This window comes from Paracoccus jeotgali (assembly GCF_002865605.1).
Lineage (GTDB): Bacteria > Pseudomonadota > Alphaproteobacteria > Rhodobacterales > Rhodobacteraceae > Paracoccus > Paracoccus jeotgali.
On sequence record NZ_CP025584.1, the window covers coordinates 113,489 to 139,229 of the forward strand.

Sequence of the window (25,741 nt, forward strand, 5' to 3'; positions counted from 1 at the left end):
CGTTCAATGATGAATGTCCGTGCAAGCGCGGAAGATCGTATGCAGCCTTTCGCCTGCCGCGAGCAGGTCGCCTCAATTAGAGGCGCGATTGCTTGAGTGAGCCGGTCCTGATCCAGAGACTTGGCCTCATGTCGGCCGGGGAGGTCGGCAAGTTTCACCACGGGCCCCAGGCCGCTTGTTAGTCGCCCGATGGTCCACCCGGCGCGGGCAAGTGCGTCCAATTCTGCTGAACCCTAGCCAGATGCCGTCAGGGCCAGAGGGCGAGCCGATTCACGCCGACTCGGTCGCTATCATCGCTGCCCTGTATGCAAATCGGACCCCGTCGGAAATCTCGGTTCCGGCGAAAGCGATGAGGGGATATCAGTTCCGACAGATTGAAAGTCACTTCGATAAGTCTTATCTGTCTAGATAGGTAGCTAGATGAGGTTCGCAATGTGGAGTCTTCAGGACGCAAAGAACCGCTTTTCGGCGGTTGTTGCCGCGGCGCTCGCCGGCGAGCCGCAAGAGGTAACTCGTCGCGGCAAGCCTGCTGTCGTCGTCCTCTCTGCGGCTGAATACGCTCGCATGCTGGACGCAGCGCGGGCGGCGCGTGGCAGCTTTGCCCGGCATCTCTTGGCGCAGCCCTGCGGAGAACTCGATGAAAGTCGCCCTGGTGTGCATCCGCGCGATGTCGCGTTCTGAATGCTGATCCTCGACACCAATGTCGTTTCTGCACTGCGGCGTCCCGAGCGCGCGCCTCAGGTCGCCGCATGGCTCGCGCAGCAGCAAGAGGATCAGCTTTATCTGTCCGTCGTGACCTTGGGCGAGATCGAGCGCGGCATTGCCCGCCAGGATAAGCTTGATCCGAGCTTTGCAACGGATCTGCGCGCATGGCTTGCGCGAACGGAGCAGCTATTCGGTGATCGCCTGCTTCCGGTCGATGCGCGAGTTGCGCGGATCTGGGGAGAGCTGTCGGCCCGGCTTGGCCATAGCGGGGCCGACTTGCTGATCGCAGCCACGGCACTTCGCCACGACGCCGTCGTGGCGACCAGGAACGTCGATGATTTCACCCCGACCGGGTGCCTGATCACCAACCCTTTCGCCTGAATTGCTTCTGGGTCGGGTCGCTCTGGCAGGACAGCCGGCGCCCCTCCCACTTTAAGCGCTGCGACCGTCCACGGTTTTCCAAGACCGTGCACCAGCAGCGCCGCATCACAGCAGCCAAAGCTCTATGACAGGAGCGAACGCGACTAAGCCGGCTTAAAAGATGGTCACAGCTCTATGGCGACGAACGTAATTGTCGCAGCAGAAATTTGCCGTGACTTGACCCTTCCTTCGCTCGTTTTAAACTTATCAGACTACGGCGTCGCTCTCTTTCTAATCTATCTGATCAAGTAGTTGAACTATCGCATTTTCCAGACGCCGTCTGTCGACGGCCGTGAAGTCGCGCCCAAGACGAATCTCCAATCTCCCGTTTGCTGCCGTGCATTTTGCTTTTCCTTGCGGACGCTCGAGTTGAAAGGTCATTCGCGCTCGCGCACCGCTGGTCCCCTGCCCTGCCCCAAGATCCGACCCGTCTTCCTCAATTTCAGACAGACCATCAGGCGAGCTACCCAAACGCGCTCCGACCTTGCTTGTGGCTTGTTCGAGTCCCGAAAAACGGCGTAAGACCGACAACTCATCTGCCGCCGAGCGATCGGACCAACCAGAGAATTCGGCCTCCAGCGCGGCGATGACTCCGGGCTGCTCCTCGATGCGGCGAGCCAAGGCCAAGCCCAGTGCGCGGGGGATCTCGTGAGGATACAGCAGGATATTACTCAGGCGCTCAATTAGCGGGATGAACGCGCGGATATAGCTCCGCTTCTGATAGCCCGCAGACTTGAACAGGATTGCGACGGCTTTTTCGGCGTCAGTTTCGCCCGTTAGCGGATCATTTGCATAACGGAGTGCCAATTGTGCCATCTCGGCGAAAGACAGGTCTTTGCGGACGAGGTTTTCGTCGACCATCCGTCTGTAAAGATCCTCCAGCGCGTCGCCCCGCGCAGCGATCCCGGCCGGAATGTTACCCCATCGCTCACTATCGCCGGTTTCATCCCGAAGGCGGCGATAGGCTGACAACCGCCGCCAGCCCTGGATCAACTCGTAACGCCCGCCATCGCTCGGCTCGACGCGGATAGGATTGGAAAGCCCAATCTCCCGAATCGAATCGACCAGTTCGGCAAGTTCAGGATCGGGCGCCGGATTGCGGTCGCGCACCAGCTTTGTGGTGTCGACAGAGTCGAGCGGGATCATGTCGACAATGAGCCCTGCCCGCTTCAACCTGACATGCTCTTTCGCCAAAGCGTCGTTTTCGGCGCGAATTTCAGCCTCGATCCGGGCTCGTTCGCGTGTTGAATCGGCGGTTTCTACGATTGCCGCTGCCATTGGCCCACGCCGTCCAGCTTCCTTCCCCGTGGGGAAGCTGTCATCCTCCACTGGAAGGTCAATTTCAAAGACTCGGCGTTTTCTGGTCATACCTCATCCTCCAGCGTTTCCCACGCGGCCAAGAGATTTCCGCGGAACTCTTCATATGCACGGTCAAAGGTTGCTCGCGCACGTCGCCATGTTCCTCGGGTCATCTCGCGATAGTCTATTTCGTATATCGACGACAGGAAGCGGCCTGACTGCTCGACAGCCCGCGTCAGCTCGATCGGATGCTCAGCCATACGATCGCCAAAGACCTGACGAAACGCGCTCAGCATCGCCTGATGAAGCTCGTTCGATGGTTCATAGCGAGTCATGAGAAAGCGAATATCCGCGAAGCGCTTTGGCAGCGCTATCTTCCCCGTGGGGAAGTTTTCGAAGCCGTCTGACAGGTCACCCAAGGCTTCGGCCAACTGACCGATGAAGCTCGTCGTCGAGTCGTATTCCCAATATCCAGGCCCTGAAGGGATATACAACACATCAGCAGCAAAGACTGCGTTCATCGACTGGTATCCAATCGCCGGTGGGCAGTCGAAGAGGATGAGATCATAGGCATCGTCAGGAAGACTATCTAAAAATCGCGATACGGCGGCAAAGAACGTCCACTCCGGATTCAGGTGCCGATACTGAGCGCTCGCGAACTCAACGAAAGCAGCGTTGGCGCAGCTCGGAATGATGTCGATCGTCGACCAAGCCGTCGGCTTGATGAAATCTGCTGGGCGCAAAGGGCCCAGTCCCAGGTCGCGTATCGAGGGCGGTAGCTTCCGACGGGGCAGGGCGGTGCCTGACTCGGCACCTTCTGACGCCGCATTCATCCGGTCGGTCTCGCGCTCAAGATCACGCGCCATGATGCCCCAGACGGTATGATCTTCGCCGACATCGCTGAGGCCCATCGAATGGCTGAGCGTCGCCTGCGGGTCGAAGTCAACGGCCAGGACGCGGTATCCATCCAGCGCTGCGGCATGTGCAAAGTGCAGAGCCACCGTCGACTTGCCGGCGCCCCCCTTAAAGTTCGCGATGGCGGCGCGTATCGCGCGCTTTCCCTCGGGCCGAGGCGGCAACAGAGACTTCCTGTTGACGCGAATACGCCGCCGAAGTTCGTTGATCTCGTCGAGACTGAACCAACGCTGCCGCCCGTCTTCCTCGACTTCCCCGAGGGGAAGGTTGGGATCTGCCGCGAGCTTACCGCGAAAGGTTGACTGATTGATCCGAAAGATCAGCTCCGACACCTCCCAGCTGGAAAAGCGCCTCAGAGTCTTCTTGTCATCGGGGCTGAACGTCTGGCGCCGGATCCAACCTTGCATCCGCAGAGATTGCCCCTGTAACCGACCGAGATCTTCATGCGAATACATTATCCCTCGCCTCATAAGAACGCTTTTCAGCGATAAGTGTTGATTTACGCCGAATTTGCCATTCTTGTAAACTCATTGTTTGATTGGATCATCGCGAGCCGTTGGCTGGACGTTAGCCCCAATTCAGTGGTGCCTGCGGCGCGAATCAACGTGCTCTCCGATTCGCTGCACCCTGCGGACGAGACGGGTCAGGAGGGCGATTATAGGGGGTCATTATACCGTAGTACCCCAGATAATGGGGGACAGGCAGCCACGGAATAGGGGACGGCCTAGGCGTCCCCTATAACCATGAATACCATTTTTCTTAATTCCTGTTGCCTTCGACTTGCCTCAAGCCAAAACCCTGCACTTGACTCTCGACGGCACTAGGACGCTAATGACAGCAGGATGGAGAAGAGCGTTCCGAAAGCGTAAGCCATCCCACTGAATGTGCTGTCGCGGAAGGCTGGAACCCCCCCCAAGGTTGCCTCGCCCGAAAGCGCGACAAGGCGGCTGAGGTGAGGCAGAGGCAATGCATTTTATCCGTCCCGTCGGGCGAGAGGCATCAAGCAGGAAGTACGACCTGCTCTCTGCCCTCATGGCGCACGGTCTTGCTGGCGACAAGCATCGGCAGCGGCTGGTCCTGCGCCTGATGGCGCTGATTACCACCCGCTACAACTGGCAGCGGGACGAACTGACAATGGGCCAGACAGAGATTGCCCGCCTCTGGGCGGTCGATCAGCGGACGGTCAAGCGTGACATGGCGCGTCTGCGCGAATTGGGTTGGATCGTCGTAAAACGACCGGGTGCGAGGGGTCGGGTTTCTGTTCTTGGCATCTCGTTTACCAACATCATGCGTGACACGCAGCCCTCATGGCCAAACATTGGCCCGGACTTCATTGCACGTATGGGAAGCACGGCGGGTGTGGCGGATAACCAGGACGACAAAGACACGACCATCGTACCCTTCCGTCGACGGCAGGTCAGTACCGCAACGACTGATTGTTGGGCCAATGCATGCGCCTTTCTTGCTCAGAATAATCCGAGCCAGTTCGACGCCTGGATAGCGCCGCTGACTGATGAGGGAATCGAGGGCGGCCAGTTGATCCTGATCGCACCGAGCCGTTTTCATGCCAGCTATGTGCGCACCAACTTGATGGAGCGTCTGGTGACGGCGGTCCGTACAGTCGACCCGTCGCTCAGCGGAGTGCTTCTGCGCTCTTAGGTCTCCGAATGGGGACGCCGGCTTTGTTTGCTACAACCCGGCGAAGAATTCTCCCCAGGCGGTATTGAGGCGGCCGATAAGATTGGGGCGTTCCGGTAAGGGTGGGGGCACGGTAGTCGAGCGACGAGACCGCTTGCGATCCGTTTCCGGAAGCGCATTTTTCATTGTGACGCGCGCTGCGGGGCGGTGGCTAACCGGGTGAGCAGCTAGGCGCGAGCGACCGCATGGGTGTGACGATCATGGTCAGATGGAATTTGCTTGAACCACCGCTGAAAAGAACTACCGGCAGACTTGCAGACTACAGCAGCCCCAGCTTCTCGGCCCGCTCCAGCAGCATCTTGACCGAAGACGGCTGCCACTGCCTGCGCCCCCGCGGGGTGGGCTCGCGCATCGCCTCCAGCCGGTCGCAGATCGCCTGCAGTGTGATTTGCGGGTCTGCGCCCCGGATCGCCGCCACGAGCGCCGGCAAGCGGTCCGAGGTCATCTTTCGCGTGGCCCGGCCCAGCACGCTCTCCGGCAGCATCCCATCTCGCACATAGGCATTGACCGCGCGCAGCAGGCGGCTTTGCGTCCAACGCCGCGCCTCGGGCAGGGGGGCGTTGATGAGACGCAGCACATCCTCCCAAGCCATATCAGGACGCAGCCGGCGCACATGCGGCACCCAATCCGGCGCGCGCTCGTTCAGACGCTCCATATACCCCTCATGCCGCGCCAGCCTGATCTTGCGCAGAGCGGCGGGATCGCCCTGCCTCACACCCGGATTTCCGCCGATCCGGCCCTGGCTCCGTGCAGCCTTCAGCCCGGCCCGGGTGCGCTCGCGGATCAGGGCACGCTCGAACTCGGCCGCTGCCCCCAGAACCTGCAAGGTGAACTTACCCTGCGGCGAGGCGGTGTCGATCGGGTCCTGCAATGACCGGAAGAACGCCCCCTTCGCCTCCAACCGCTCTATGATCTCGAGCAGATGCGACAGCGACCGCGCCAGCCGGTCAATGCGCATGACGACCAGCGTGTCGCCCTTGCCGATCCGGTCCAGCACGCGGGCGAGCACCGGCCGGGACCGATTGCCACCCGAAGCCTGTTCCTCGTGGATCTCGGCACAACCGGCCGCACGGAGCGCGTGCGACTGGGGCAGAGGGGTCTGATCCTCGGTGGAGACGCGGGCGTAGCCGATCAGGGGCATCAGAAGCCTGTTTTCAATTTAATCTGTCGTCAGTAAACGACCGTTTGGAAACAGGTGCAAGGGCACTCTCTCTGGCGCGGTTCCGCCCAGTCCCCTTGGTTTCCTCAGCCTGTGCTCGATCAGATAGCTTGCGCCGGCTGTCGCACGCGCGTGTGCACACCAAAAATGAGACGCAGCCCAAGAAACCCTTGGGTAGGCGTCAAGATTGTCCTATTCTGCACATATGAAGGCTCAAGCACCTACTTCCTCTGTGAATTTTATCTTTGGCCTCAATGAGGTCGAGGAGACCTCTGAAGCCGATCTCTGGTTCCTGCCGGGTCCCACCGAAGGGGAGCCCGACCTCCTGCCGTCAGGGCCCGGGGCGCAATCTCGGGCCGCTGCGGTTCTTGACGAGTGGCGGAAAGCGGAGGCTGACCATGCCGCACGGCTCGCTCATGTCGCTGGCAGGCTCGGCGCGCTGGATGACCGGCTGCAGCGCGGGCCTGAGGGCTGGCGCCACTATCTCGCTCTGATCGAGGCGGCGGAGCTGAGCTGGTTTTTTGGGGACCGGATCACACCGGATCGACTGGCGCTCTGGACCAACCTGCGCCTGTCGGGCATGCAAGAGGACACGGCCGCACTGACCCGCGCTGGATGGGCCGTGCAGCGGCTGAGCGGTAGCCCCGGCCCGGAGGCCGGCCTTGCCGAGTTTCTCGGCCGCCACGACCCCGAGCATCCCGACCTTGAGACGGAGCCGCTCGCAGACCGCGCGGACAGCTGGCGGGATCTGATGGCCTCCCTGAGCAACCTGCATCCGATCAGCCGCGCCTGCGCAGGCTTTCACGTCTGGAGCCTGGCCGGTCTCACCCACCAGTCTGAGAGCGTGGAGGCTGCCGTGACAGCGTCACGAATTGCCGCCGGTCAAGGAAAGGGCGCAGTCTTTGCGCCGCTGGCCATGGGCGGGGCAGGGGGCTTGCGCGGCGGTGGCTCCCCCGCCGACCGCCTGTCGCGCTGGCTCGACGGCATGGAGAGCGCCATCTTTAGCGCCATGCGCCGCCTCGACGATCTCGAGGCCTGGGCCACGCGCGCGGACACCGTCATGGCCTCGCTGTCAGGCCGGACGCCGCCTGCGTTGCGCGCGGCGCTGACCGACTGGCCGGTCCTCTCGGCTCCGATGGCCGAGGCGCTGATCGGTGCAAGCCGCGCCGCCGTGCAGCGCAACCTGGCGTGGATGGAGAAACATGGGCTGGTGCAGGAAATTACCGGGCAAGGGCGGTTCCGATTCTGGCGAGCGGCAGTCTGATCAGGCCAAAGGGATAACGGCTTCGATGATGTGACCGCCGCCCGACGGGAAAAGTGTCAGCGGAACCGCTTGGCTGGGAAAGCCCAGTTACAGAATGTCTGACGCGAGGAGCTGTGCTTCAGACGCTGTTTTTTGCGGCTTTTCCCATGTCACGAAGACTTGCCCCGCATGTCATCATTTCTTTCTACAGGCTGCATCTTGTGAATCCCATCGTCGCTGCACAAGTGCAGCGCCTTGGCCTGACCCGCGCCGAGCCTGCTCCGCAGAGCGGCATCTCCAGCGCCTTCAGCCGTGCGGCCTCCGACACCTCCATGCCGCCATACTTGGACTTCAGCTTGTAAAAGGTTGCCGGGCTCAGGCCGTGCCGACGGGCTGTCAGCCTCCCGGCTTCCTGCTCTTTGATCATCCCAATAATTTGCGCCTCGTGAAACGGCTCTTAAGGTCAGGACCCATTGATCTTGCTAACGCGGCCTGATTCAAGCTCCGCAAGGAGACCGGATCATGAGCAACCTTTTCTGGCTGACCGAGGCGCAGATGGCCCGTTTGCAGCGCTTATTTCCCAAGAGCCACGGTAAGCCGCGCGTCGATGACAGGCGTGTGCTGAGCGGCATTATCTTCATCAATCGCAATGGGTTGCGGTGGTGCGATGCGCCGAAGGAATACGGCCCGTCGAAGACCCTCTACAATCGATGGAAGCGGTGGAGCGACAAAGGTGTCTTCGCCCGGATGATGGATGGTCTGGCTGCCGAAGCCGCCGTTCGGAAGACGGTGATGATCGACGCGACCTATCTCAAGGCCCACCGCACGGCCACCAGTCTGCGGTCAAAAAAGGGGGGCCAGGCGACCAGAGGGACCGTCTGATTGGTCCAACCAAGGTTAGGATGAATACGAAGCTACATGCCGTCACCGACGCCGATGGTCGCCCGATCCGGTTCTTCATGACGGCAGGCCAAGTCAGCGACTACACCGGCGCGGCAGCCCTGCTGGGCAGTCTGCCCGCGGCGGAGTGGCTGCTGGCCGACCGGGGCTATGACGCCGTCTGGTTCAGGGAAGCGTTGAAAGACAAGGGAATAAAGCCCTGCATCCCAGGTCGGAAGTCGCGCGGCAAACCCATCAAGCATGACAAGCGCCGCTACAAACGACGCAACAGGATCGAGATCATGTTCGGTCGCTTGAAAGACTGGCGCAGGATCGCCACCCGCTACGACAGGTGCCCAAAGGTCTTTCTTTCGGCCGTCGCCCAAACCGCAACCGTCATGTTCTGGCTATGACGGGTAGCGTCCGAGCACGTGGTGTAATTTCACCGGCACGTTCGGTGTAATCCCGGGTGGCCATCGAGGTGTATGGTCGAGGTGGAGTTTGGCGACTTCAACCACGGACCACACGGAGACCCCGATGACCAAGACCAACATGGACCTGTCCGAGCTTCTGCAAAAGCACGATCAGGGTGATTTGCTTCGCAGCATTGCCGAGGCCGTCCTCCAGCTGATCATGGAAGCCGATGTAGACGGCCTGATCGGCGCCGGGCGCCATGAACGCAACGGCGACCGCACGACCTGGCGCAATGGCTACCGCGACCGGTCCCTCGATACCCGTCTGGGCACGCTGAACCTGCGGGTGCCGAAGCTGCGGCAGGGCAGTTACTTCCCCGGCTTCCTCGAGGCCCGCAAGACTTCGGAACAGGCTCTGGTCGCGGTGATCCAGGAAGCCTGGATCAGCGGTGTCTCAACCCGGCGTGTCGATGATCTGGTTCAAGCCATGGGGCTGAGCGGCATCTCGAAGAGCACGGTGTCGAAGCTGTGCAAGGATATCGACGAACGCGTCGGCGAGTTCCTGAACCGTCCGCTCGCCGGCGAATGGCCTTACGTCTGGCTCGACGCCACTTATCTGAAGGTGCGCCGGGGCGGTCGGATCGTCAGCGTCGCGGCCATAATCGCTGTTGCCGCCAACACCGAGGGCCGCCGCGAGATCATCGGCCTTGGGATCGGGCCATCCGAGGCCGAGACCTTCTGGACGGATTTCCTGCGTTCGCTGAAGGCCCGCGGCCTCGACGGGGTGAAGCTGGTGATCAGCGACGCCCACACCGGCCTGAAAGGCGCGATCGCCCGTGTCTTCGAAGCCACCTGGCAGCGGTGCCGCGTTCACTGGATACGCAATGCCCTGGCCCATGTTTCGAAGGGCCAGCACACAGTCGTCGCCGCCGCGATCCGCCAGGCCTTTGAACAGCCCGACCGCAAGCACGCTGGCGAGACTTGGCGCCATGTCGCCGAGCAGCTCCGCACCCGCTGGCCCAAGCTGGCCGATCTGATGGATGCCAGCGAACATGACGTGCTGGCCTACATGGCCTTCCCGCGCCAGCATCGCACGAAGCTGCACAGCACAAATCCGATTGAGCGCCTCAACAAGGAGGTAAAGCGCCGCGCCGATGTCGTCGGGATCTTCCCCAACGAAGCATCGATCATGCGCCTCATTGGGGCCGTGTTGTTCGAGCAGAATGACGAGTGGCAGACCTCGAGCCGCTACATGATGGTCGAGGCCTTCGCGCAAATCGACAAGGAGGAGATTGATCCCATTCTCAGCATCACAACGAAAGCCGCCTGATCATGCCTTCAGGCCATCTGGGAAATTACACCACCTTGACGGACGTGACCCTATGACGCGAGAACGAGTCCTGACCCTCGTATTGGTTCCAGTAAAACCTACCAAATCCCTGTTTCTGGGCCATATTTTGCCATGCGTCAAGATCAGCCTGATGACGTGCTCCCCGCTGGTCCCTCGCTCATGACGAGAGTCTGCGGGTCTGATTTTGGGTAGTCCTCGGTTTCGGGCTTGGCAAGCGCGGCAGGCGCGGAGCCCTCAAATAGCTCAAGCGCCAGCCAGGCTTGCTTTGCAAGATCCTCGCCCGCCTCAGGGCGCTTTTGGCCCTTCTGATCGGCATGGTTCTCAGAGCCTTTGCAGCGGGCCGACACCCCGGGAAAACCGAGCCGTCGCCGCCTGATCGGATTGTTCAGGGTAGACCACTTCATGGTGAGGGGTTCTGCGGGGGGCAGGTCACCACCCATCTGCGCGGGATGGCCCGGCTGTTTTGACGTTTGCAACGATTGTCTTTGGGAGGTTCAAGACACAGCGCGAAGGCCAAAATGCAGTTGTGGGTAATATTGCGCATACCCTGCAACTCATGCATTGAGTTCCGCGGTACTAGCCGCCCCTAAACAACAAAATCAAAGCATTTGTTGTTTGCAGATTTTCCTTGGCAGACTTCGGGCGCTTAACGGAGCTGAATGATGAAATGTCTTGTCTACGCCGATGTTAACCTCAACCTGATCGATGGTTCCAGCATTTGGGTGCAAAGCGTCGTCGAGGTTCTGCGGAGCGTCTACCCTGATGGCCGAATCGTTCTGCTCAGCCGTGAGCCGATGAACGGCAAGGGCGTGTCGGCAACTTTGCAGAAGGCAGAGGGGATCGACATCCGAATCTGCGACCAGGCCGGACTGCAACAGGCCCGCAACGAAGATAGGGGGACCGCCGGATCGGTGGCCCGTGACATTCTTTCCCTCGATACGCAGATCGGTTTTGATCGCATTATCCTGCGTGGAACCGAAATTGCCGCCGGGCTGGCGGCGGTTCCGGCGGTGGCACCGCGGCTGTGGGCCTATCTGCTTGAGTCGCCCGACCTCGGGGGCGGCGACGAAACGCTTGTGCCGGTCGTCCGCAATGCCGGGGGTCTTCTGGTGCAAACCGATGCACAACGCTCGCTGCTCGAAGCGCTGATCCCCGAGGCCAGCAACAAAACCTCCATCCTTCCGCCCATGGTCAGCCCGGTCCATCCGCAGGCCGATGCGACTGTCGCCGATGCGCAGCATGGTGTGCGCTTCATCTACTCGGGAAAGTATTCCTACGCCTGGAATGTCGAGGCTTTTTTTGACATTCCGGCGCGCTGCAGCGAGGCCGGGATCGCGGCCTCGGTCACCATGATCGGTGACAAGGTTCACAAGGAAAAGGACGATCCCGGCTTTCGCAACCGCATCCTGCGCAAGTTCCGTGAAACGGAAAACGTGACCTGGCATGGTCCGATGGAGCGCAAGGATGCTATCGCCGTCGCCGCCGCGCATGATCTGGGACTGTGCTGGCGCAATGATGCGCTGAACGATTCGCTCGAAATTTCGACCAAGTTTCTTGAATTTGCCAGTCAGGGGGTTCCGGCGGTGGTTAATCGGACCGCAGCTTATGAACAGATCCTCGGGCGGAATTACCCCTATTTGCAAGCGGTATGGCTGATGTCGTAGCCATAGCCGGGCGGGTCGCCGCAGATCGTGCAGAGCATTCCCGGATACGCCAGCAGGTTCGCCTGGTTGCCGAGGATTATAGCTATGAGACCGCCGGGCGCCGTCTATGGCACGCGCTGCGCATGCCGGTTGCCCGTCCGGCGCCCGCTCGTCGCCCCAAGATACTGATCGCCAGCCACGACCTGAAATTCCTGTCGCTGGCACTGGAATGGCTGCGGGACGAAGACCGCTATGATTTCCTGATCGACAAATGGGCCGCGTCTCTCAAGCATGACGAGGCGACCAGCGAAGCACTGCTGAGCGAAGCGGACGTGATTTTTGCGGAATGGTGCGGCGGTCAGGCGGTCTGGTACAGTCAGCGAAAGCGTCCCGGACAAAAGATGTTCATCCGCCTGCACCGCTTCGAGGCCTTCACTCCCGCGCCGCATCAGGTGCAAATCAACAACGTGGATGGCGTCATCGTCGTCAGCTCGTTCTTTCGTGATTATTGCCACAGGACTTTTGGCTGGCCGCTGGAAAAGATTGTAGTTATTCCGCAGTATTGCGTGGCCGCTCAATTCCGCCGTCCAAAATATGACGGGGCCGCGCATACGCTGGGACTGGTCGGCATTAACGATTCCCGCAAGCGCCCGCATCTGGCGCTGGACGTGCTGCGTCATGTGCGGCGCGCCGAGCCGCGGTTCCGGCTACGCATCCGGTCTGTCATGCCTTGGGATATCGCGTGGGTGTGGAACAAACCCCAGCAGAAATCATACTATCGGGATCTGTTTGAGATGGTCCGCACCGATCCCCTGCTCGCTGACGCGGTGCTGTTCGACCGTCCGGGCCCGAACATGGCTGAATGGTTCCGCAATATCGGCTACCTTCTGTCGACCAGCGAAAGCGAAGGTTGTCACACGTCCGTGTCGGAGGCTTTGTGCTCGGGCAGCAGGGCGGCGGTGATTGACTGGGATGGGGCCGCCGATCTCTATCCTGAATATGTCGGCGCCAGCGCGTCAGAGCTTGCAGAGAGCATTCTCTCTATGGATCGGGCAGGTTTAAGCTGCGCCGAAGCCAAAGAGATCATGGATCGCGCGGCAGGGTCCTTCGACATTACCCGACTTTTGAACCAGTTGAGAACATGGTTTGGTTGATGATGGGGAAGCCGTCAGGCCTCTAAAGCGGATCGATCAAGCGCCGCCAAAACGTCCTCAGCATCCGCCACAACGTGGTGAAATAGTCCAGTAATCCGCGACGCTAGCGGAAAGCGCTGATCGGTGCTGTCATGCAGCAGCACACAGTTAATTCCAACGGCGCGCGCCTTGCGAACCAGTGCGGCCAACTCGGTCGTGGCCGATGGATCGTTCAGCGTCAGGGCGTGCTGCCATCCGAAGCAGTCCGCAAATGCCGCGGTCTCCACCACCAGATGGGCTGGACGCAGCTGCATCAGCTCAAGATCGTAACCGTCGTAACGCAGTTGCCGATTTCGCACCCTTCCTGCCAGTAAACTCCTCGTTTGAGAAGACAGGATGCCGACCACGTCGGCCAGATTTGGCCGCGCCAGAACTACGGTGGAATCTACATTGCGGGCAATCGCAAGGCGAGGTGTCACCGCGCGATACTGTGGCCACACCTGATCGAAGGCAGGTTCATCACTCTGCGGGTAGATCGGTCGCACTAGGCTTTTAAGAACGGCGGCAGATTGTGGCCGCCCAGCGTCACGCAACACGCGTGCGGCCATCGACATTCCATCATTCCAAGCCTGAGGATTATCAGAGATCACTGCATCAACCCACATGGCTGGCCCACAAACCAAGGGTATCGCCACTGTTGTAGAGCGACGATCAGAGAGGCTATCTTGATAGCTTCAGGCCGGTTTTTGAAGGTAAGTAATCTGTGCAAGCCGTCTTTCCAGTTGCAGATGGGGCAGGAACTGCCTTTGTAGGCAGGTGTCTTTGAAAGGACCAGATTAAATGTTAGACAAGCTTTAATGATGGGTTGGGTAGCCTCACTCCCCTCAAAGACAGACTTTACCTCTGGTTTTTTCGTTATATGGTAGGCATATAGATGCTTGGTGACCGTTAACAGGCCGCTGAAATATTCCTGAGCGGAACGCTGTCCCGTCATCAGGGCATATTCTCGTGATCGGGCTGCCTGTCGGCGCGGTCGGCATGTGCGCCGGGGGCAGTTTCTCGCTTCATGCGGGCAGCAGCCTGGGGAGGCTTGCGAGGTTGTTGGCGGCCACTGTCATGATGAAGGAAGGGTCATGAACTCTGTGTATCTAGTCCGGCGTATCTAGTCCGGCCCGTGCGGGTTTCAGATACGGTTACGCATTGAAGCGCTCGTCGAACATGGTAGCGAATTAATTGCGGGCGGCAAACCACTTTCTGACATTCCTGCCTCCTTTCTCGAAGTTGCGAATGACCAGAAAGATCATCTTTGTCGCGATCTCCTCAGCTGGGAACGATCCGGCCCCGCCCACAAGGGCAAGGTCGAGCATCGCTTCTGGTGCGGCATCAGTAAGATCCGCAGACCTCATTCAGTCCATTTGAGCGGCAAGTTAAAAAAATGTTAACCTGCCCGCCAAGATATTATAACTCAAAAAAGCCTTTAAGGCTCAGTCTGACCTTAAAACAGGATTAGCAAGTGGGGAAGTGGGTGAAGCGACATAGATCACATGAGCGCTGGGGGAGTTGTGAGACCTATTCGTCTTTAGCTGACCTTGCTGAAGCAGCACTGGACGTAGATACTTTATTCGCTTTAAAAGACGGCGAGTTACCTATAGATTGCATGTTCAAGAAAGGGCAAGGAGAGGTCCTTTTTGTTTTTTTTAATGCGGCTCTTAGCCCCTCTGCTAATCATGTTCTTCCAGTTTTTTCCTGGATGAAAACTGCTTCTGTGTTGAGTGGGTCTAAGCTTTTTATTTCTGATCCAACGCTCTTTCTTTCAGATGAAATCCTTCTAGGCTGGTACTTAGGAAGCGGAACTTATCCCACTCAGGGTGTACTTGAGGCTATTATCAGGATCGTCCAGAAGAGGTCTGGAGCTAAAAAATTAGCATTTGTCGGGTCTTCAGGAGGCGGCTTTGCAGCTCTATATTTTGCCTCTAGATTTTCTGAGGCTATTGCCTACGTAAATGCACCCGCAACAAATTTGATAGCTCACCACAATCCCAAATCGATCAGAGTATTCAGTAAATTTGCATTAGGGGGCGGGAATATAGCTGACTTTCCTGGTGTTGTTAATCTTACAGAAAAGGCGCCTGCAGCCGGTGCAAAGATGTATATCACTCAAAACAGAGGTGATCAAACCTATATATCCCGCCATGTTGCTCCTTATCTTGCGAGCCTAGGCATACCGTGGCATGGTAAAAGCCTAGACACTAAGGGCGTGAGCGTATTTGTGGGAGATTGGGGAATTGGTCACGTGATGCCGCCGCCCGAGGTAGTGAAAGAAATATTGTCGGCTATTGATCTGAGTTCTGTTCCTCGTGTGTCAACATAATATGTTGCCGCGAGCCTTGATCTGAGAACTTGGGAGTGAGGTGCTCCCCATTGCTTGGACAGTATCTGGCGCTTTTTAAGCTCTGATTTGCTTTTGCTGATCGGGTTGGGTTGCTTCGATTTGCAGTGAGTAGACCACTGCTGGTGGTCGGCCGCCAAGGGCTTTGTGCGGGCGGCGGTGATTGTAGAACACCATCCAGTTGCGGACACCGGCGCGTGCTTGCGATCCGGCCTCCTAGGCATGCAGATAGACGCACTCATATTTCAGGGTTCGCCACAGCCGCTCGATGAAGATGTGGTCCAGATAGCGACCCTTACCGTCCATTGAGATGCGGATGCCGGACCGGCGTAGGCGGTCTGTCCAGGCGAAGGATGTGAACTGAGATCCTTGATCGCCATTCATGATGTCCGGCGGTCCGAACCGATAGATCGCCTCGTTCAGCGCTTCGACGCAGAAGTCTGCCTCCAGCGTGTTCGATATCCGCCACGATAGAACCATCCGGGTATGCTATGCCAGTCCATGATTGCCACCAGATAGAGAAACCCGCGACGCATCGGCAAATAGGTGATGTCCACGCACCAGACCTGGTTTGCCCTGTCCACCCGCAGCCCGCGCAAAAGGTAAGGATAGGTTTTGTGCCCTTTCGTCGGCTTGCTGGTGTTGGGTTTCTGGTAGATCGGCATAAGGCCCATCAGCCGCATGAGCCGGCTTATCCGTTTCTCATTCACCAGATGGCCTTCGTTACGCAGGTGCCAGGCCATCTGCCGGCCACCGACGAACGGTGTCTCCAGAAACTGCTCGTCGATCCGTCGCATCAGGCCGAGGTTCTGTTGAGTCTCGCCCTTTGGCGTTTAGTAAAAGGACGAGCGCGCAATCGACAGCAGCTTGCACTGCTGCCTGATGGACAGCTGAGGATGATCAGGCTGGATCATGCCGCGCCTCACTTCCCGCCCGAAGGCTTCAGCTTTCGTTCCAAAAAAGAGTTCTCCACGGCCAGCTCCCCGATCTTGGCGTGGAGTTCCTTCACTTGCTCCTCATCCTTGGCCTCTTTCGGCCGCCGCGCTCAAACACGCCGGAAGTGCCCTCAAGGAGCGCACGTTTCCATTGATGGATCATCGTCGGAAGCACCCCTAACCGGCTCGCCAGCTCGGCTGCGGTCTCGTCGCCCTTCAGGGCTTCCAGCGCGACCTTGGCCTTGAACTCAGGCGCGTGCTGCTTGCGTTTCGACATCTCTGATCTCCTTCTCGTCGAATATCAGCAGACTGCAAATCGTAGCTTATGTCAGTGTCCGAATTTCGGAGGGTAGTTCAGAGTTCCATCTGCAGCGTCCTGCCGTTCAACTGGCCAGTTAGTGCTAAGCGGATCGCTTCGAGCAGGTGGATTTGCCGCACTCGTTCCTGCCGACGATAACATTCATCCGATCGTTAAATGTAACATCTGCTTTCTTCAGGCAGCGGTAGTTCTCAATGATAATGGGGAGATTAAACATTCTTTTTCCTTTACGCTGAACTTACCAAAGGGGGTGTAAGTTGCGAAGGGTAACCATCGTATATTTTACTCCATCCTGCCCACTTGTCCGCAAGATCACGATTATCCTTGCTTCTTACAAGGCAGCGACAATAACTCGCCTAAGAAGATACTATTAATCCTCGTCTGGATATATGGCCGCTTTCGGGGCGGCCGCCGTCCCGCTGAACGGCTGCAATGAGTAAGCAAAGCAGGCTTTAGTTTTCAAAGTAGCCAACCGTCAGCTTTGAGCCCCGAAAGTGCCACTGCTTCCTCTTGGCTGGTCGTCCAACAAACGTTCCTATATTGGACATGGCAGATCAGGGTCGGCCGAACCTCATCTTCTCAGCCTGATTGTGTCCAACAACCGTGTCCGGAAATCAGTTGTCCAAGATATCCTATCCGGCTACTATCTGGACATGTTGATCGGCTACGCCCGTGTTTCCACTGATGACCAGAACCTGGATCTGCAGCGTGATGCTCTGCAGCGGGCCGGGTGCGAGCGCATCTTCGAGGAAAAGGAGTCAGGTCGCGCCGGCACCAAGCGTCCAGCCCTGGAGGCAGCGCTGGCCTTTCTGCGTGCGGAAGACCAACTCGTGGTCTGGAAGGTGGATCGGCTGGGCCGGTCCTTGCGCGAGATGCTGGACACCGCGCATCGGCTGCAAGGGCAGGGGGTCCGGCTGCGGTCGCTGACAGAGGCCATCGACACCGAGACCTCGACCGGGCGGCTGATGTTCAATTTTCTCGGCACCATCGCCGAGTACTTCCTCGATCTGAACCGCGAGCGCACGCTCGAGGGTCTGAAGGCCGCGGCCGCGCGAGGCCGCAAGGGCGGCCGGCCACGCAAGCTCTCCGAAGACGATCTCGCCATGGCCAAAGCGCTTCTCAAGGATCCCAACATCCCCGTGGCGCAAATTGCCAAGCGTCTGGGAGTGAGCCGGGCGACCTTCTACGCCTACTTTCCACAGGCAAGAAGAAAGAACCTGCCATAAGGCAGGGCAGGGCCTGATCGTGTCTCAAATGCGATACATATTAATTTGACGAAAAAGGAGGACACGTCATGGCCGCCCAGAATTCAATGCTCCACGCCCGCGTCGATGACCGGCTCAAGGCTCGGGCGGCCGATGCCCTGTCCGCTGTCGGCCTCACGCTTTCAGATGCTGTGCGCATCCTGCTGACCCGCGTTGCCGCTGAGGGCGGCCTGACTGCCGGGCTGACAGCAGACCCGGGTGCTATGATGCCTGGTTCCGCGCCAAGATGCGGGAGGCCTTGGCCGATCAGTGCCCCACCACGCCGCACGATCAGGCGATGCGAGAGGCTCGTGCCATGATCGAAGGCAAGCGGGGTGCCTGAACTCGAAAAGAAAGCGCCGGCCCTCCGCGCAGACTGGCGTAACGCGACCTTGCGCCGCTGCACCCATGACGCTATTGAACTTTTGTCTACTTATTGGTAGGGTCTACCGGCTGGTTCGATTGTGCTCGACAGGAGGATGTACATGGCCGCAATAGCTAACTCGGTGGAGTATTCCATTCGCGATCGCGTCGCGGTCCTTACCCTTAATGCGCCACCCGTAAACGGCTTATCACAACCCCTGCGCAGCGGCTTGATGTCGGCATTGCTCAAGGCTCGTACTGACCACGACGTCGACGCGGTGATCGTCATCGGCGGCGGCAAAATGTTCTGCGGCGGTGCCGACATCAAGGAATTTGCCTCGGGCGAGGTCAGCGAACCGGATGTGAACGCTATTGCGCGATGCATGGAAACAATGAACAAGCCAGTGGTAGCGGCGATCCACGGTGTTGCCTTGGGCGGCGGACTGGAATTGGCTCTTGGCTGCCATATGCGTATCGCCACCTCTGACTCGCGGATCGGGTTCCCCGAGGTCACACTTGGCGTCTTGCCCGGCGCCGGTGGGACCCAGCGCACTCCACGCCTTGCCGGTGTGACGCTGGCGCTTGACTTGATCCTCAGCGGTCGCGTGATCGACGCACAAAAGGCACATGATTTTGGCCTGATCGATGCGCTTTCGAGCGGCGACCTTCTCGACGATGCGATCGCGCTGGCTCTCGACGCGACGCGACGCGGTGAACCGTTGCGGGTTGCCAAGTACCTGCCTGTTAAGGGTGCCGAGGCGGTCGAGCAGACCATTGCCGCCGCACTGGAAAAAGTGCTTCGCCGCACGCCCGGCGCCGAGGCGCCAAGGGCGATCGCCCGCTGCATCGCTTTCGCTGCATCTGGTGCGGACTTCGAAGACGCGCTCGTATTCGAGCGCGAGGAGTTCCTTGAGCTCATGAATGGTGCGCAATCGAAAGCGCTACGCCACCTGTTCTTTGCCGAAAAGGGGGCTAGCAAAATTCCCGATCTTCCCGGAGATACGGCCCTCCGGCCTGTCGAACGGGTCGGGATTATTGGTGCCGGCACGATGGGGCGCGGTATAGCGATGACGTTCCTCAATGCCGGGATGGCTGTCACGCTGCTGGAAATCGACGCTGAGGCCCTTGCCTCCGGCCTTGAGGCGATCCGCAAGACCTATGCCGCCAGCGCTGAAAAGGGTAGCATTTCCGCAGCAGTCTTGAATCAGCGGATGAGCCTCCTGCGCGGTTCGACAGATTATGCCGACATGGCCGACCGCGACCTGGTGATCGAGGCTGTCTTTGAGAACTTGGATATCAAGCAGAAGGTCTGCGCCAAGCTGGGCGAGGTGTGCCGACCGGACGCGATTATCGCGACCAACACCTCGACCTTAAATGTCGACGTCATCGCGCAGGCGTCAGGCCGCGCGCCCGATGTGCTGGGGATGCATTTCTTCAGCCCCGCCCACATTATGCGCCTGCTCGAAGTCGTGCGCGGCAAAGAAACCGCGCCCGACGTTCTGGCCACGGTCATGGCGCTAGCGCGCCGGATAGGCAAGGTCGCGGTCGTCTCGGGCGTCTGCTATGGCTTCATCGGCAACCGGATGCTGGAAAGCTATCTGCGCGAGATGGATTTTTTGCTGATGGAAGGCGCGACACCTGCGCAGATCGATGCCGCGCTGGAAGGGTTCGGGATGGCCATGGGGCCGTGCCGGATGATGGATATGGCCGGCATCGATGTGAATGCCCGCGTGTTAGACGAACGCGAGGCCGAAGGCGCCCTTCCCGACGACCCGTCCTATCGCGCCTTGGTGCGCAAGCTGGGCGCGATTGGTCGCAACGGTCAGAAAGCCGGTCTCGGCTATTACCGCTATGACGGGCGCACCCCAATCCCCGATCCGCAGGTCAACGACATCGCCGCCGACCTGGCTGCGCAGTTCGGGATTACCCGGCGCAACAACATTACTGACGACGAAATTCGCGATCGTCTGCTGCTACCGTTGATCAACGAAGGGTATCGCATCCTCGACGAAGGAATCGCCTATCGCGACGGTGATATCGATGTTGTGTGGGCGGCTGGCTATGGCTGGCCGCGCCTGACCGGCGGTCCGATGCATTATGCCGAGACAATGGGGCTGGAACAGCTGCGCAACCGACTGCAAGAGCTGGGGCGGCAGACTGGCGATCGTCACGGATATTTCGCTCCTGCGTCACTGTTGTCGCGTCGCGCCACCGGCGCCGCGTAACCAGCGCCGCATTTCACAGACATTTCCAGGAGAACCGCCATGCGCGAAGCCGTCATCGTCTCGACCGCGCGCACCCCGATCGGCAAGGCCTTTCGCGGTGCGCTCAACAACATCAAGTCGCCCACCATGATGGCGCACGCATTGCAGCATGCCGTGGCCCGCGCCGGACTGCAGGGGCACGAGATTGATGATCTGATCATCGGGACCGCGCTGAGCGCGGGAACCGCGGGCGGAAACATTGCGCGCAACGCGGGCCTTGCCGCCGGGCTGCCGGTCGAGGTTGCCGCGCAGACGGTCGACCGGCAATGCGCCTCGGGGTTGATGGCGGTGGCGATCGCGGCGCGCGAAATCATGGTGGACAGCTTCGACATCGTCGCCGCCGGCGGGCAGGAAAACATCTCGGCACTGCAGCACGGCTATTTCGACTGGACCGCACGCGAGGTAGATTCCAACGTGATTGCGCAGGCCGAACATGCCTATATGCCGATGCTGCAGACGGCCGAACACGTGGCGCGCACATACGGCGTGACGCGTGAACAGCAGGACGAATACGCCCTGTCGTCGCAGCAACGCACCGCCGCCGCGCAAGATGCTGGCCGTTTCGACGACGAGATCGTGCCGATCACCGCCACGCAGTCCGTGAAGGACCGCGAGACCGGTGAAATCACCTACCGCGACGTGAAACTGTCGCGCGACGAAGGCAACCGCCCCGAGACCACGCTGGATACACTGGCCGCGCTAAAGCCGGTGATCGAAGGCGGCGTCGTGACGGCGGGCAATGCCAGCCAACTGTCCGACGGCGCATCGGCCTGCGTGCTGATGGAGGCAGGCGTCGCCGCCCAGCGCGGGATCGATCCGCTGGGCATCTATCGCGGCATGATGGTCGTGGGCAACGCACCCGAGGAGATGGGAATCGGACCAATCTACGCCATCCCGAAACTCCTCGACAAGCATGGCTTGAAGATCGGCGATATCGGGGTCTGGGAGCTGAATGAGGCGTTCGCAGTGCAGGCGCTGTATTGCCGCGATCACCTGGGCATCGACCCTGAGCTGTTCAACATCAACGGCGGCGCTATCTCGATCGGTCATCCCTACGGAATGACCGGTGCGCGATCGGTCGGTCACGCGCTGATCGAAGGCAAGCGGCGCGGCGCGCGCTATGCCGTCGTGTCGATGTGCGTGGGCGGCGGCCAAGGCGCCGCGGCCCTGTTCGAGGTCTGTTGAGCCCGCGCAACATCACCGTTTTGGGAAAGAGAACCGTCATGGATTTCAAGGAAATCACCTACGAGCTCGACGGCCACACGGCCATCATCACCTTCAACCGTCCGGAACGCATGAACGCACTGACGAAAGTGCTTGAGGGCGAACTGTACGACGCGATGCGTGCCGCCGACCTGGACGAGACGGTGCGCGCTATCATTCTGACCGGCAACGGCCGCGCCTTCTGTGCCGGCATGGACATGGACGAGCTGGAGGTGCTGCCGCCCGACGACATCGGTGCGCGCGAATGGATGCGCCCTTATGACATGAACCGCCGGGCCGACTATCAGGCGCGCTATTCCTATTTTCCGGGGCTGAGCAAGCCAGTGATCTCGGCCATCAATGGCGCTGCGGCGGGGTTGGGCCTGATCTTTGCGCTGTACAGCGATTTCCGCATCGCCTCGAGCAATGCGGCCTTCGTAACCGCTTTCGTGATGCGTGGGCTGGTCGCGGAACACGGCATTGCATGGATCCTGCCGCGCGTTGTCGGCCACGCCAACGCGATGGACATGCTGCTAACCTCGCGCAAGGTCAAGGCGGACGAGGCGCGTGAGATGAATCTGGTGCACCGCGTCGTCGAGCCCAAGGTCCTGATGGACGAGGCGCGCGCGCTGGCGACCCTGCTGTCGCAGAATGTCTCGCCGCGCTCGGTGCGCGTGATGAAGCGCCAGATCTGGGAAGCGCCCTATCAGACACTGGGCGCGGCCATCACCCAGGCTAACGAAGAAATGTTCCTCAGCATCCAGAGCGAGGATTTCACCGAAGGCGTTGCGCATTTCCAAGAAAAGCGCCCGCCGCAGTTCACCGGCCGCTGATCTCGATCGCCGTCGCGACCACCCATTCTGTTTGCAAGGAGATCCAAGTGATCGAGAAGCGCGAATTCTACATCGACGGTAAATGGCGTACGCCTGCGCAGGCCCGCGACCACGAGGTGATCGACCCCTCGACCGAAGAGCCCTGCGCGGTGATCTCGCTGGGCGGACAGGCAGATGTCGATACCGCCGTCGCCGCCGCAAAGGCGGCCTTGCCCAGCTGGATGGCCACTCCGCCCGAGACGCGTATCGCGCTTCTTGAAAAGCTGACCGAGATCTACAAGGCCCGCTCCGAAGAGATCGCGGAGGCGATCAGCCTGGAAATGGGTGCCCCGATCGACATGGCGCGGTCGTCGCAATGGGGCGCGGGATATGGCCATCTCAAGAACTTCATCCGCGCGGCCAAGTCATTCGAATTCATCGCACCTTTGGGCGATCACGCCCCCAATGACCGCATCATCCAAGAGGCTGTCGGCGTGGTGGCGATGATCACGCCGTGGAACTGGCCGATGAACCAGGTCACGCTGAAGGTCGGCGCGGCTATCGTCGCGGGCTGCACGATGATCCTGAAGCCGTCCGAGGAAAGCCCGCTGAGCGCGGTGCTGTTCGCCGAGATGATGGACAAGGCGGGCTTTCCGCCCGGCGTCTTCAATCTTGTGAACGGCGACGGCCAGGGCGTGGGTAGCGCTCTTACCGGTCATCCCGATGTCGACATGGTAAGCTTCACCGGCTCGTCCCGCGCGGGCATCGCGATTTCCAAAAACGCCGCGGATACACTGAAGAAAGTGCATCTCGAGCTGGGCGGCAAGGGCGCGAACCTGATCTTCGCCGACGCAGACGACAAGGCGATCAAGCGCGGTGTGTTGTCCTTGATGCTCAACTCGGGGCAAAGCTGCAACGCGCCCAGCCGCATGATGATCGAGGCCCCAGCCTATGAGGCGGGCGTGAAGCAGGCAGCCGACATCGCCGCCGGGGTCCAGGTGGGCCCGGCCAGCGCGGAGGGCCGCCATATCGGCCCTGTCGTGAACCCGGCGCAATGGGGCAAGATTCAGGACCTGATCCAGAAGGGCATCGACGAAGGCGCGCGCTTGGTCGCCGGCGGCACTGGCCGGCCAGAGGGCACGAATCGCGGCTTTTTCGTGCGCCCGACCGTCTTTGCTGACGTCACCCCGGACATGACTATCGCCCGCGAAGAGATCTTCGGACCCGTTCTGTCGATCATGAAGTTTGACACCGAGGATCAGGCCGTCGCAATTGCCAACGATACCGAATATGGGCTGACCAACTATGTTCAGACCCAAGACGGGGCGCGGCGCAACCGGTTGGCGCGCGTGCTGCGGTCGGGCATGGTCGAGATGAATGGCCAGCCACGCGGCGCCGGTTCGCCCTTTGGCGGAATGAAGCGATCGGGCAATGGTCGCGAAGGCGGGGCTTGGGGAATAGCCGACTTCTGCGAGGTCAAGGCCGTCTCTGGCTGGGCCACCGACTGATGAGGACAACCTGCACGTCGTGGATGATGCGCCGCTTTGCCCGCGCCCGCGCAGACAGCACACAAAAAAGAACTTGCTTAGCGCTTACTGGTTAGTAGTATCTACCAATAGGTAGGCGACTTCTGGACTTTCCGGCCGAGAGGCGACGATCTCCTGACACCCCTTCCGCATGGCAAAGGATGCGCCAGATGACTACGGTTGAACAAAGTCCTTTGGCGGGGCAGACGATGTCCCCCCCGCTGCTGATTTCGTCGCTGATCCGCAACGCCGATCGCTACTTTGGCGACATTACGATTGTCTCACGTCTGGAAGACGGAACCATCCACCGCTACGACTATCGCACGTGTCATCGCCGCGCCCGCCAGCTTGCCGACGGGCTAACCCAACTCGGACTTGTCATGGGCGACCGGGTGGCGTCACTGGGCTGGAATAATTTCCGCCATCTTGAAGCGTATTTCGCGATACCCGGTGCGGGACTGGTTCTGAACACGATCAATCCGCGTCTGCATGCCGACCAGGTTACATACATTGCTGGGCATGCGGACGCGAAATGCGTCCTGTTCGACCTGTCCTTTATTGCGCAGGCCGAGGCGATCGCCGCGCATTGTCCACAGGTGCAGCATTTCATCGCGATGTGCGTCCCGGGGGATATGCCGGCGGACACCACCATCGCCAACCTAATCTGTTACGAGGACTTCATCGCGGATGCCTCGGATCAGTTCGAATGGCCGGTATTCGACGAAACTGCCGCATCCGCGTTATGCTATACGTCGGGGACTACGGGCGAACCCAAGGGTGCGCTGTATTCGCACCGCTCGACAATGATCCATTCCTACGCCGAGGTGATGCCCGACGCGTTCAACATCTCGTCGCGCGATGTCATCATGCCGGTGGTGCCGATGTACCACGCTAATGCATGGGGTCTGCCCTATGCTGCGGCGCTTGCCGGCGCCAAGCTGGTCCTGCCCGGTCCCATGATGGACGGCCGATCGCTGTACGAGCTGATCGAGGGGGAAGGCGTCACTTTTTCCGCCGGCGTGCCGACGGTGTGGAGCGGGCTGCTTGATCACGTTGCGGAAAACGAACTTGGCTTTACCAGCTTCAAGCGGATGAACATCGGCGGCTCGGCCTGTCCGCGAGCGATGATGAAGACCTTCCGCGAGACGCATGGCGTCGACGTGATCCACGCCTGGGGCATGACCGAGATGTCGCCCATGGGCACGATCTGCACCCTTCAGGCCCGCCATGCCGACTTGGCCGAAGAGGACCAGCAAGCTCTACGAGAAACGCAGGGGCATCCGGTCTTTGGCGTCGACATGCTACTGCTGGACGACCATGGAGACGAATTGCCATGGGACGGCAAGACAAGCGGGAACCTATTCGTGAAGGGTCCGTGGGTGATTGATTCCTATTTCAAGCGCCCCCGCGGAAGCGCGCTGCACGACGGCTGGCTACCAACGGGGGATGTCGTTACGATCAGTCCGCATGGATACATTAAGATCACCGACCGCAATAAGGACATCATCAAGTCGGGCGGTGAGTGGATCAGCTCGATTGAGATTGAGAACATCTCGCAGTTGCATCCCGACGTGCAGCAGGCCGCCTGCATCGGTGTAGTGCATCCAAAGTGGGGTGAACGCCCCATCTTGGTCGTGATCCCGCGTCGCGGCGCGGATCTGACGAAATCCGCGCTGCTCGACTTTCTCGACGGAAAGATTGCCCGCTGGTGGATGCCCGACGACGTGATCTTTGTGGACACCATCGACCTAGGCCCCACCGGGAAGGTGCTCAAGAACCGGCTGCGCGAGCGGTTTTCAGCGCTAATTACGCCGGTGGCCTGAGGGGC

21 protein-coding genes and 4 pseudogenes are annotated in these 25,741 nt (G+C 60.0%); 16 read left to right on the top strand and 9 right to left on the bottom strand.

Annotated elements, in window-relative coordinates:
- Positions 1 to 432 precede the first annotated feature (432 nt).
- Entirely contained in the window at positions 433 to 681 is a 249-nt protein-coding gene (locus tag CYR75_RS15575) for a type II toxin-antitoxin system Phd/YefM family antitoxin (protein ID WP_101501172.1), read from the top strand.
- On the top strand, positions 682 to 1,086 hold the full coding sequence (locus CYR75_RS15580; protein ID WP_101501173.1) for a type II toxin-antitoxin system VapC family toxin: 405 nt from the start codon (positions 682 to 684) through the stop codon (positions 1,084 to 1,086).
- Between the two features lie 270 nt (positions 1,087 to 1,356).
- On the opposite strand, the gene CYR75_RS15585 is transcribed toward CYR75_RS15580, so the two are convergent.
- Positions 1,357 to 2,493, bottom strand: a complete 1,137-nt coding sequence (locus CYR75_RS15585) for a ParB/RepB/Spo0J family partition protein (protein WP_101501174.1) — start codon at positions 2,491 to 2,493, stop codon at positions 1,357 to 1,359.
- The gene (locus CYR75_RS15590) at positions 2,490 to 3,794 is read right to left on the bottom strand and encodes an AAA family ATPase (protein WP_101501203.1); all 1,305 of its coding nucleotides are present in this window, start codon (positions 3,792 to 3,794) and stop codon (positions 2,490 to 2,492) included. Before CYR75_RS15590 ends, CYR75_RS15585 begins: the two co-directional genes overlap by 4 nt.
- Before the next feature lie 577 nt (positions 3,795 to 4,371).
- On the opposite strand from CYR75_RS15590, the gene CYR75_RS15595 reads away from it, so the two are divergent.
- Complete coding sequence (locus CYR75_RS15595) at positions 4,372 to 4,998, top strand: DnaA N-terminal domain-containing protein (RefSeq protein WP_313138213.1); 627 nt, start codon at positions 4,372 to 4,374, stop codon at positions 4,996 to 4,998.
- 298 nt (positions 4,999 to 5,296) lie between these two features.
- Here the strand turns inward: CYR75_RS15595 and CYR75_RS15600 are convergent, their stop codons facing one another.
- Positions 5,297 to 6,178, bottom strand: a complete 882-nt coding sequence (locus CYR75_RS15600) for a recombinase family protein (RefSeq protein ID WP_101501176.1) — start codon at positions 6,176 to 6,178, stop codon at positions 5,297 to 5,299.
- Positions 6,179 to 6,401: 223 nt separating this feature from the next.
- Here CYR75_RS15600 and CYR75_RS15605 point away from each other — a divergent pair, with 223 nt between their 5' ends.
- The gene (locus CYR75_RS15605; RefSeq protein WP_101501177.1) at positions 6,402 to 7,460 is read left to right on the top strand and encodes a hypothetical protein; all 1,059 of its coding nucleotides are present in this window, start codon (positions 6,402 to 6,404) and stop codon (positions 7,458 to 7,460) included.
- Positions 7,461 to 7,734: 274 nt separating this feature from the next.
- Here the strand turns inward: CYR75_RS15605 and CYR75_RS15610 are convergent.
- Positions 7,735 to 7,866: pseudogene (locus tag CYR75_RS15610) on the bottom strand (transposase); the annotation flags it as partial.
- A 95-nt stretch (positions 7,867 to 7,961) separates the two neighbouring features.
- Between CYR75_RS15610 and CYR75_RS15615 the strand changes: the two are divergent.
- Both CYR75_RS15615 and CYR75_RS15620 read left to right on the top strand, forming a co-directional pair.
- A pseudogene (locus tag CYR75_RS15615) lies at positions 7,962 to 8,731 on the top strand (IS5 family transposase).
- A gap of 124 nt (positions 8,732 to 8,855) precedes the next feature.
- Positions 8,856 to 10,061 (top strand): IS256 family transposase, encoded by a 1,206-nt coding sequence (locus CYR75_RS15620; protein ID WP_101498463.1) that lies wholly within the window; start codon positions 8,856 to 8,858, stop codon positions 10,059 to 10,061.
- A gap of 143 nt (positions 10,062 to 10,204) precedes the next feature.
- On the opposite strand, the gene CYR75_RS16120 is transcribed toward CYR75_RS15620, so the two are convergent.
- A complete protein-coding gene (locus CYR75_RS16120; protein ID WP_158644698.1) occupies positions 10,205 to 10,522 on the bottom strand; it encodes a hypothetical protein in 318 nt (105 codons plus the stop codon).
- Positions 10,523 to 10,741: 219 nt separating this feature from the next.
- Here CYR75_RS16120 and CYR75_RS15625 point away from each other — a divergent pair, with 219 nt between their 5' ends.
- Both CYR75_RS15625 and CYR75_RS15630 read left to right on the top strand, forming a co-directional pair.
- Positions 10,742 to 11,746 (top strand): glycosyltransferase family protein, encoded by a 1,005-nt coding sequence (locus CYR75_RS15625; protein ID WP_101501178.1) that lies wholly within the window; start codon positions 10,742 to 10,744, stop codon positions 11,744 to 11,746.
- Positions 11,731 to 12,879 carry a glycosyltransferase family protein gene (locus tag CYR75_RS15630; protein WP_158644699.1) on the top strand — a complete coding sequence of 383 codons (1,149 nt, stop codon included), beginning with the start codon at positions 11,731 to 11,733 and terminating at the stop codon, positions 12,877 to 12,879. The genes CYR75_RS15625 and CYR75_RS15630 overlap by 16 nt, the downstream gene beginning before the upstream one ends.
- A gap of 14 nt (positions 12,880 to 12,893) precedes the next feature.
- Here the strand turns inward: CYR75_RS15630 and CYR75_RS16125 are convergent, their stop codons facing one another.
- Entirely contained in the window at positions 12,894 to 13,523 is a 630-nt protein-coding gene (locus tag CYR75_RS16125; RefSeq protein ID WP_158644700.1) for a hypothetical protein, read from the bottom strand.
- 564 nt (positions 13,524 to 14,087) lie between these two features.
- Positions 14,088 to 14,264, bottom strand: a complete 177-nt coding sequence (locus CYR75_RS16130) for a hypothetical protein (RefSeq protein ID WP_158644701.1) — start codon at positions 14,262 to 14,264, stop codon at positions 14,088 to 14,090.
- Positions 14,265 to 14,383: 119 nt separating this feature from the next.
- Between CYR75_RS16130 and CYR75_RS16135 the strand changes: the two genes are divergently transcribed.
- Positions 14,384 to 15,229, top strand: a complete 846-nt coding sequence (locus CYR75_RS16135; RefSeq protein ID WP_158644702.1) for a hypothetical protein — start codon at positions 14,384 to 14,386, stop codon at positions 15,227 to 15,229.
- A gap of 75 nt (positions 15,230 to 15,304) precedes the next feature.
- Here the strand turns inward: CYR75_RS16135 and CYR75_RS15640 are convergent.
- A pseudogene (locus tag CYR75_RS15640) lies at positions 15,305 to 16,459 on the bottom strand (IS3 family transposase).
- Positions 16,460 to 16,583: 124 nt separating this feature from the next.
- Positions 16,584 to 16,718: an AAA family ATPase gene (locus tag CYR75_RS16765; protein ID WP_225972947.1), complete on the bottom strand. Its 135-nt coding sequence runs from the start codon at positions 16,716 to 16,718 to the stop codon at positions 16,584 to 16,586.
- A 436-nt stretch (positions 16,719 to 17,154) separates the two neighbouring features.
- On the opposite strand from CYR75_RS16765, the gene CYR75_RS15650 reads away from it, so the two are divergent.
- The 7 genes and pseudogenes from CYR75_RS15650 to CYR75_RS15680 all read left to right on the top strand — a co-directional run bounded on the left by CYR75_RS15650 (position 17,155) and on the right by CYR75_RS15680 (position 25,736).
- A complete protein-coding gene (locus CYR75_RS15650; protein WP_101501181.1) occupies positions 17,155 to 17,727 on the top strand; it encodes a recombinase family protein in 573 nt (190 codons plus the stop codon).
- A 68-nt stretch (positions 17,728 to 17,795) separates the two neighbouring features.
- Positions 17,796 to 18,088: pseudogene (locus CYR75_RS15655) on the top strand (type II toxin-antitoxin system RelB/DinJ family antitoxin).
- A 142-nt stretch (positions 18,089 to 18,230) separates the two neighbouring features.
- The gene (locus tag CYR75_RS15660) at positions 18,231 to 20,333 is read left to right on the top strand and encodes a 3-hydroxyacyl-CoA dehydrogenase NAD-binding domain-containing protein (RefSeq protein WP_101501182.1); all 2,103 of its coding nucleotides are present in this window, start codon (positions 18,231 to 18,233) and stop codon (positions 20,331 to 20,333) included.
- 39 nt (positions 20,334 to 20,372) lie between these two features.
- Positions 20,373 to 21,557 carry an acetyl-CoA C-acyltransferase gene (locus tag CYR75_RS15665; protein ID WP_101501183.1) on the top strand — a complete coding sequence of 395 codons (1,185 nt, stop codon included), beginning with the start codon at positions 20,373 to 20,375 and terminating at the stop codon, positions 21,555 to 21,557.
- A 38-nt stretch (positions 21,558 to 21,595) separates the two neighbouring features.
- Positions 21,596 to 22,408 (top strand): enoyl-CoA hydratase, encoded by an 813-nt coding sequence (locus tag CYR75_RS15670; protein ID WP_101501184.1) that lies wholly within the window; start codon positions 21,596 to 21,598, stop codon positions 22,406 to 22,408.
- Between the two features lie 47 nt (positions 22,409 to 22,455).
- Positions 22,456 to 23,895: an aldehyde dehydrogenase family protein gene (locus CYR75_RS15675; RefSeq protein WP_101501185.1), complete on the top strand. Its 1,440-nt coding sequence runs from the start codon at positions 22,456 to 22,458 to the stop codon at positions 23,893 to 23,895.
- A gap of 188 nt (positions 23,896 to 24,083) precedes the next feature.
- Positions 24,084 to 25,736 (top strand): 3-(methylthio)propionyl-CoA ligase, encoded by a 1,653-nt coding sequence (locus CYR75_RS15680; RefSeq protein WP_101501186.1) that lies wholly within the window; start codon positions 24,084 to 24,086, stop codon positions 25,734 to 25,736.
- The last annotated feature ends 5 nt before the right edge of the window (positions 25,737 to 25,741 follow it).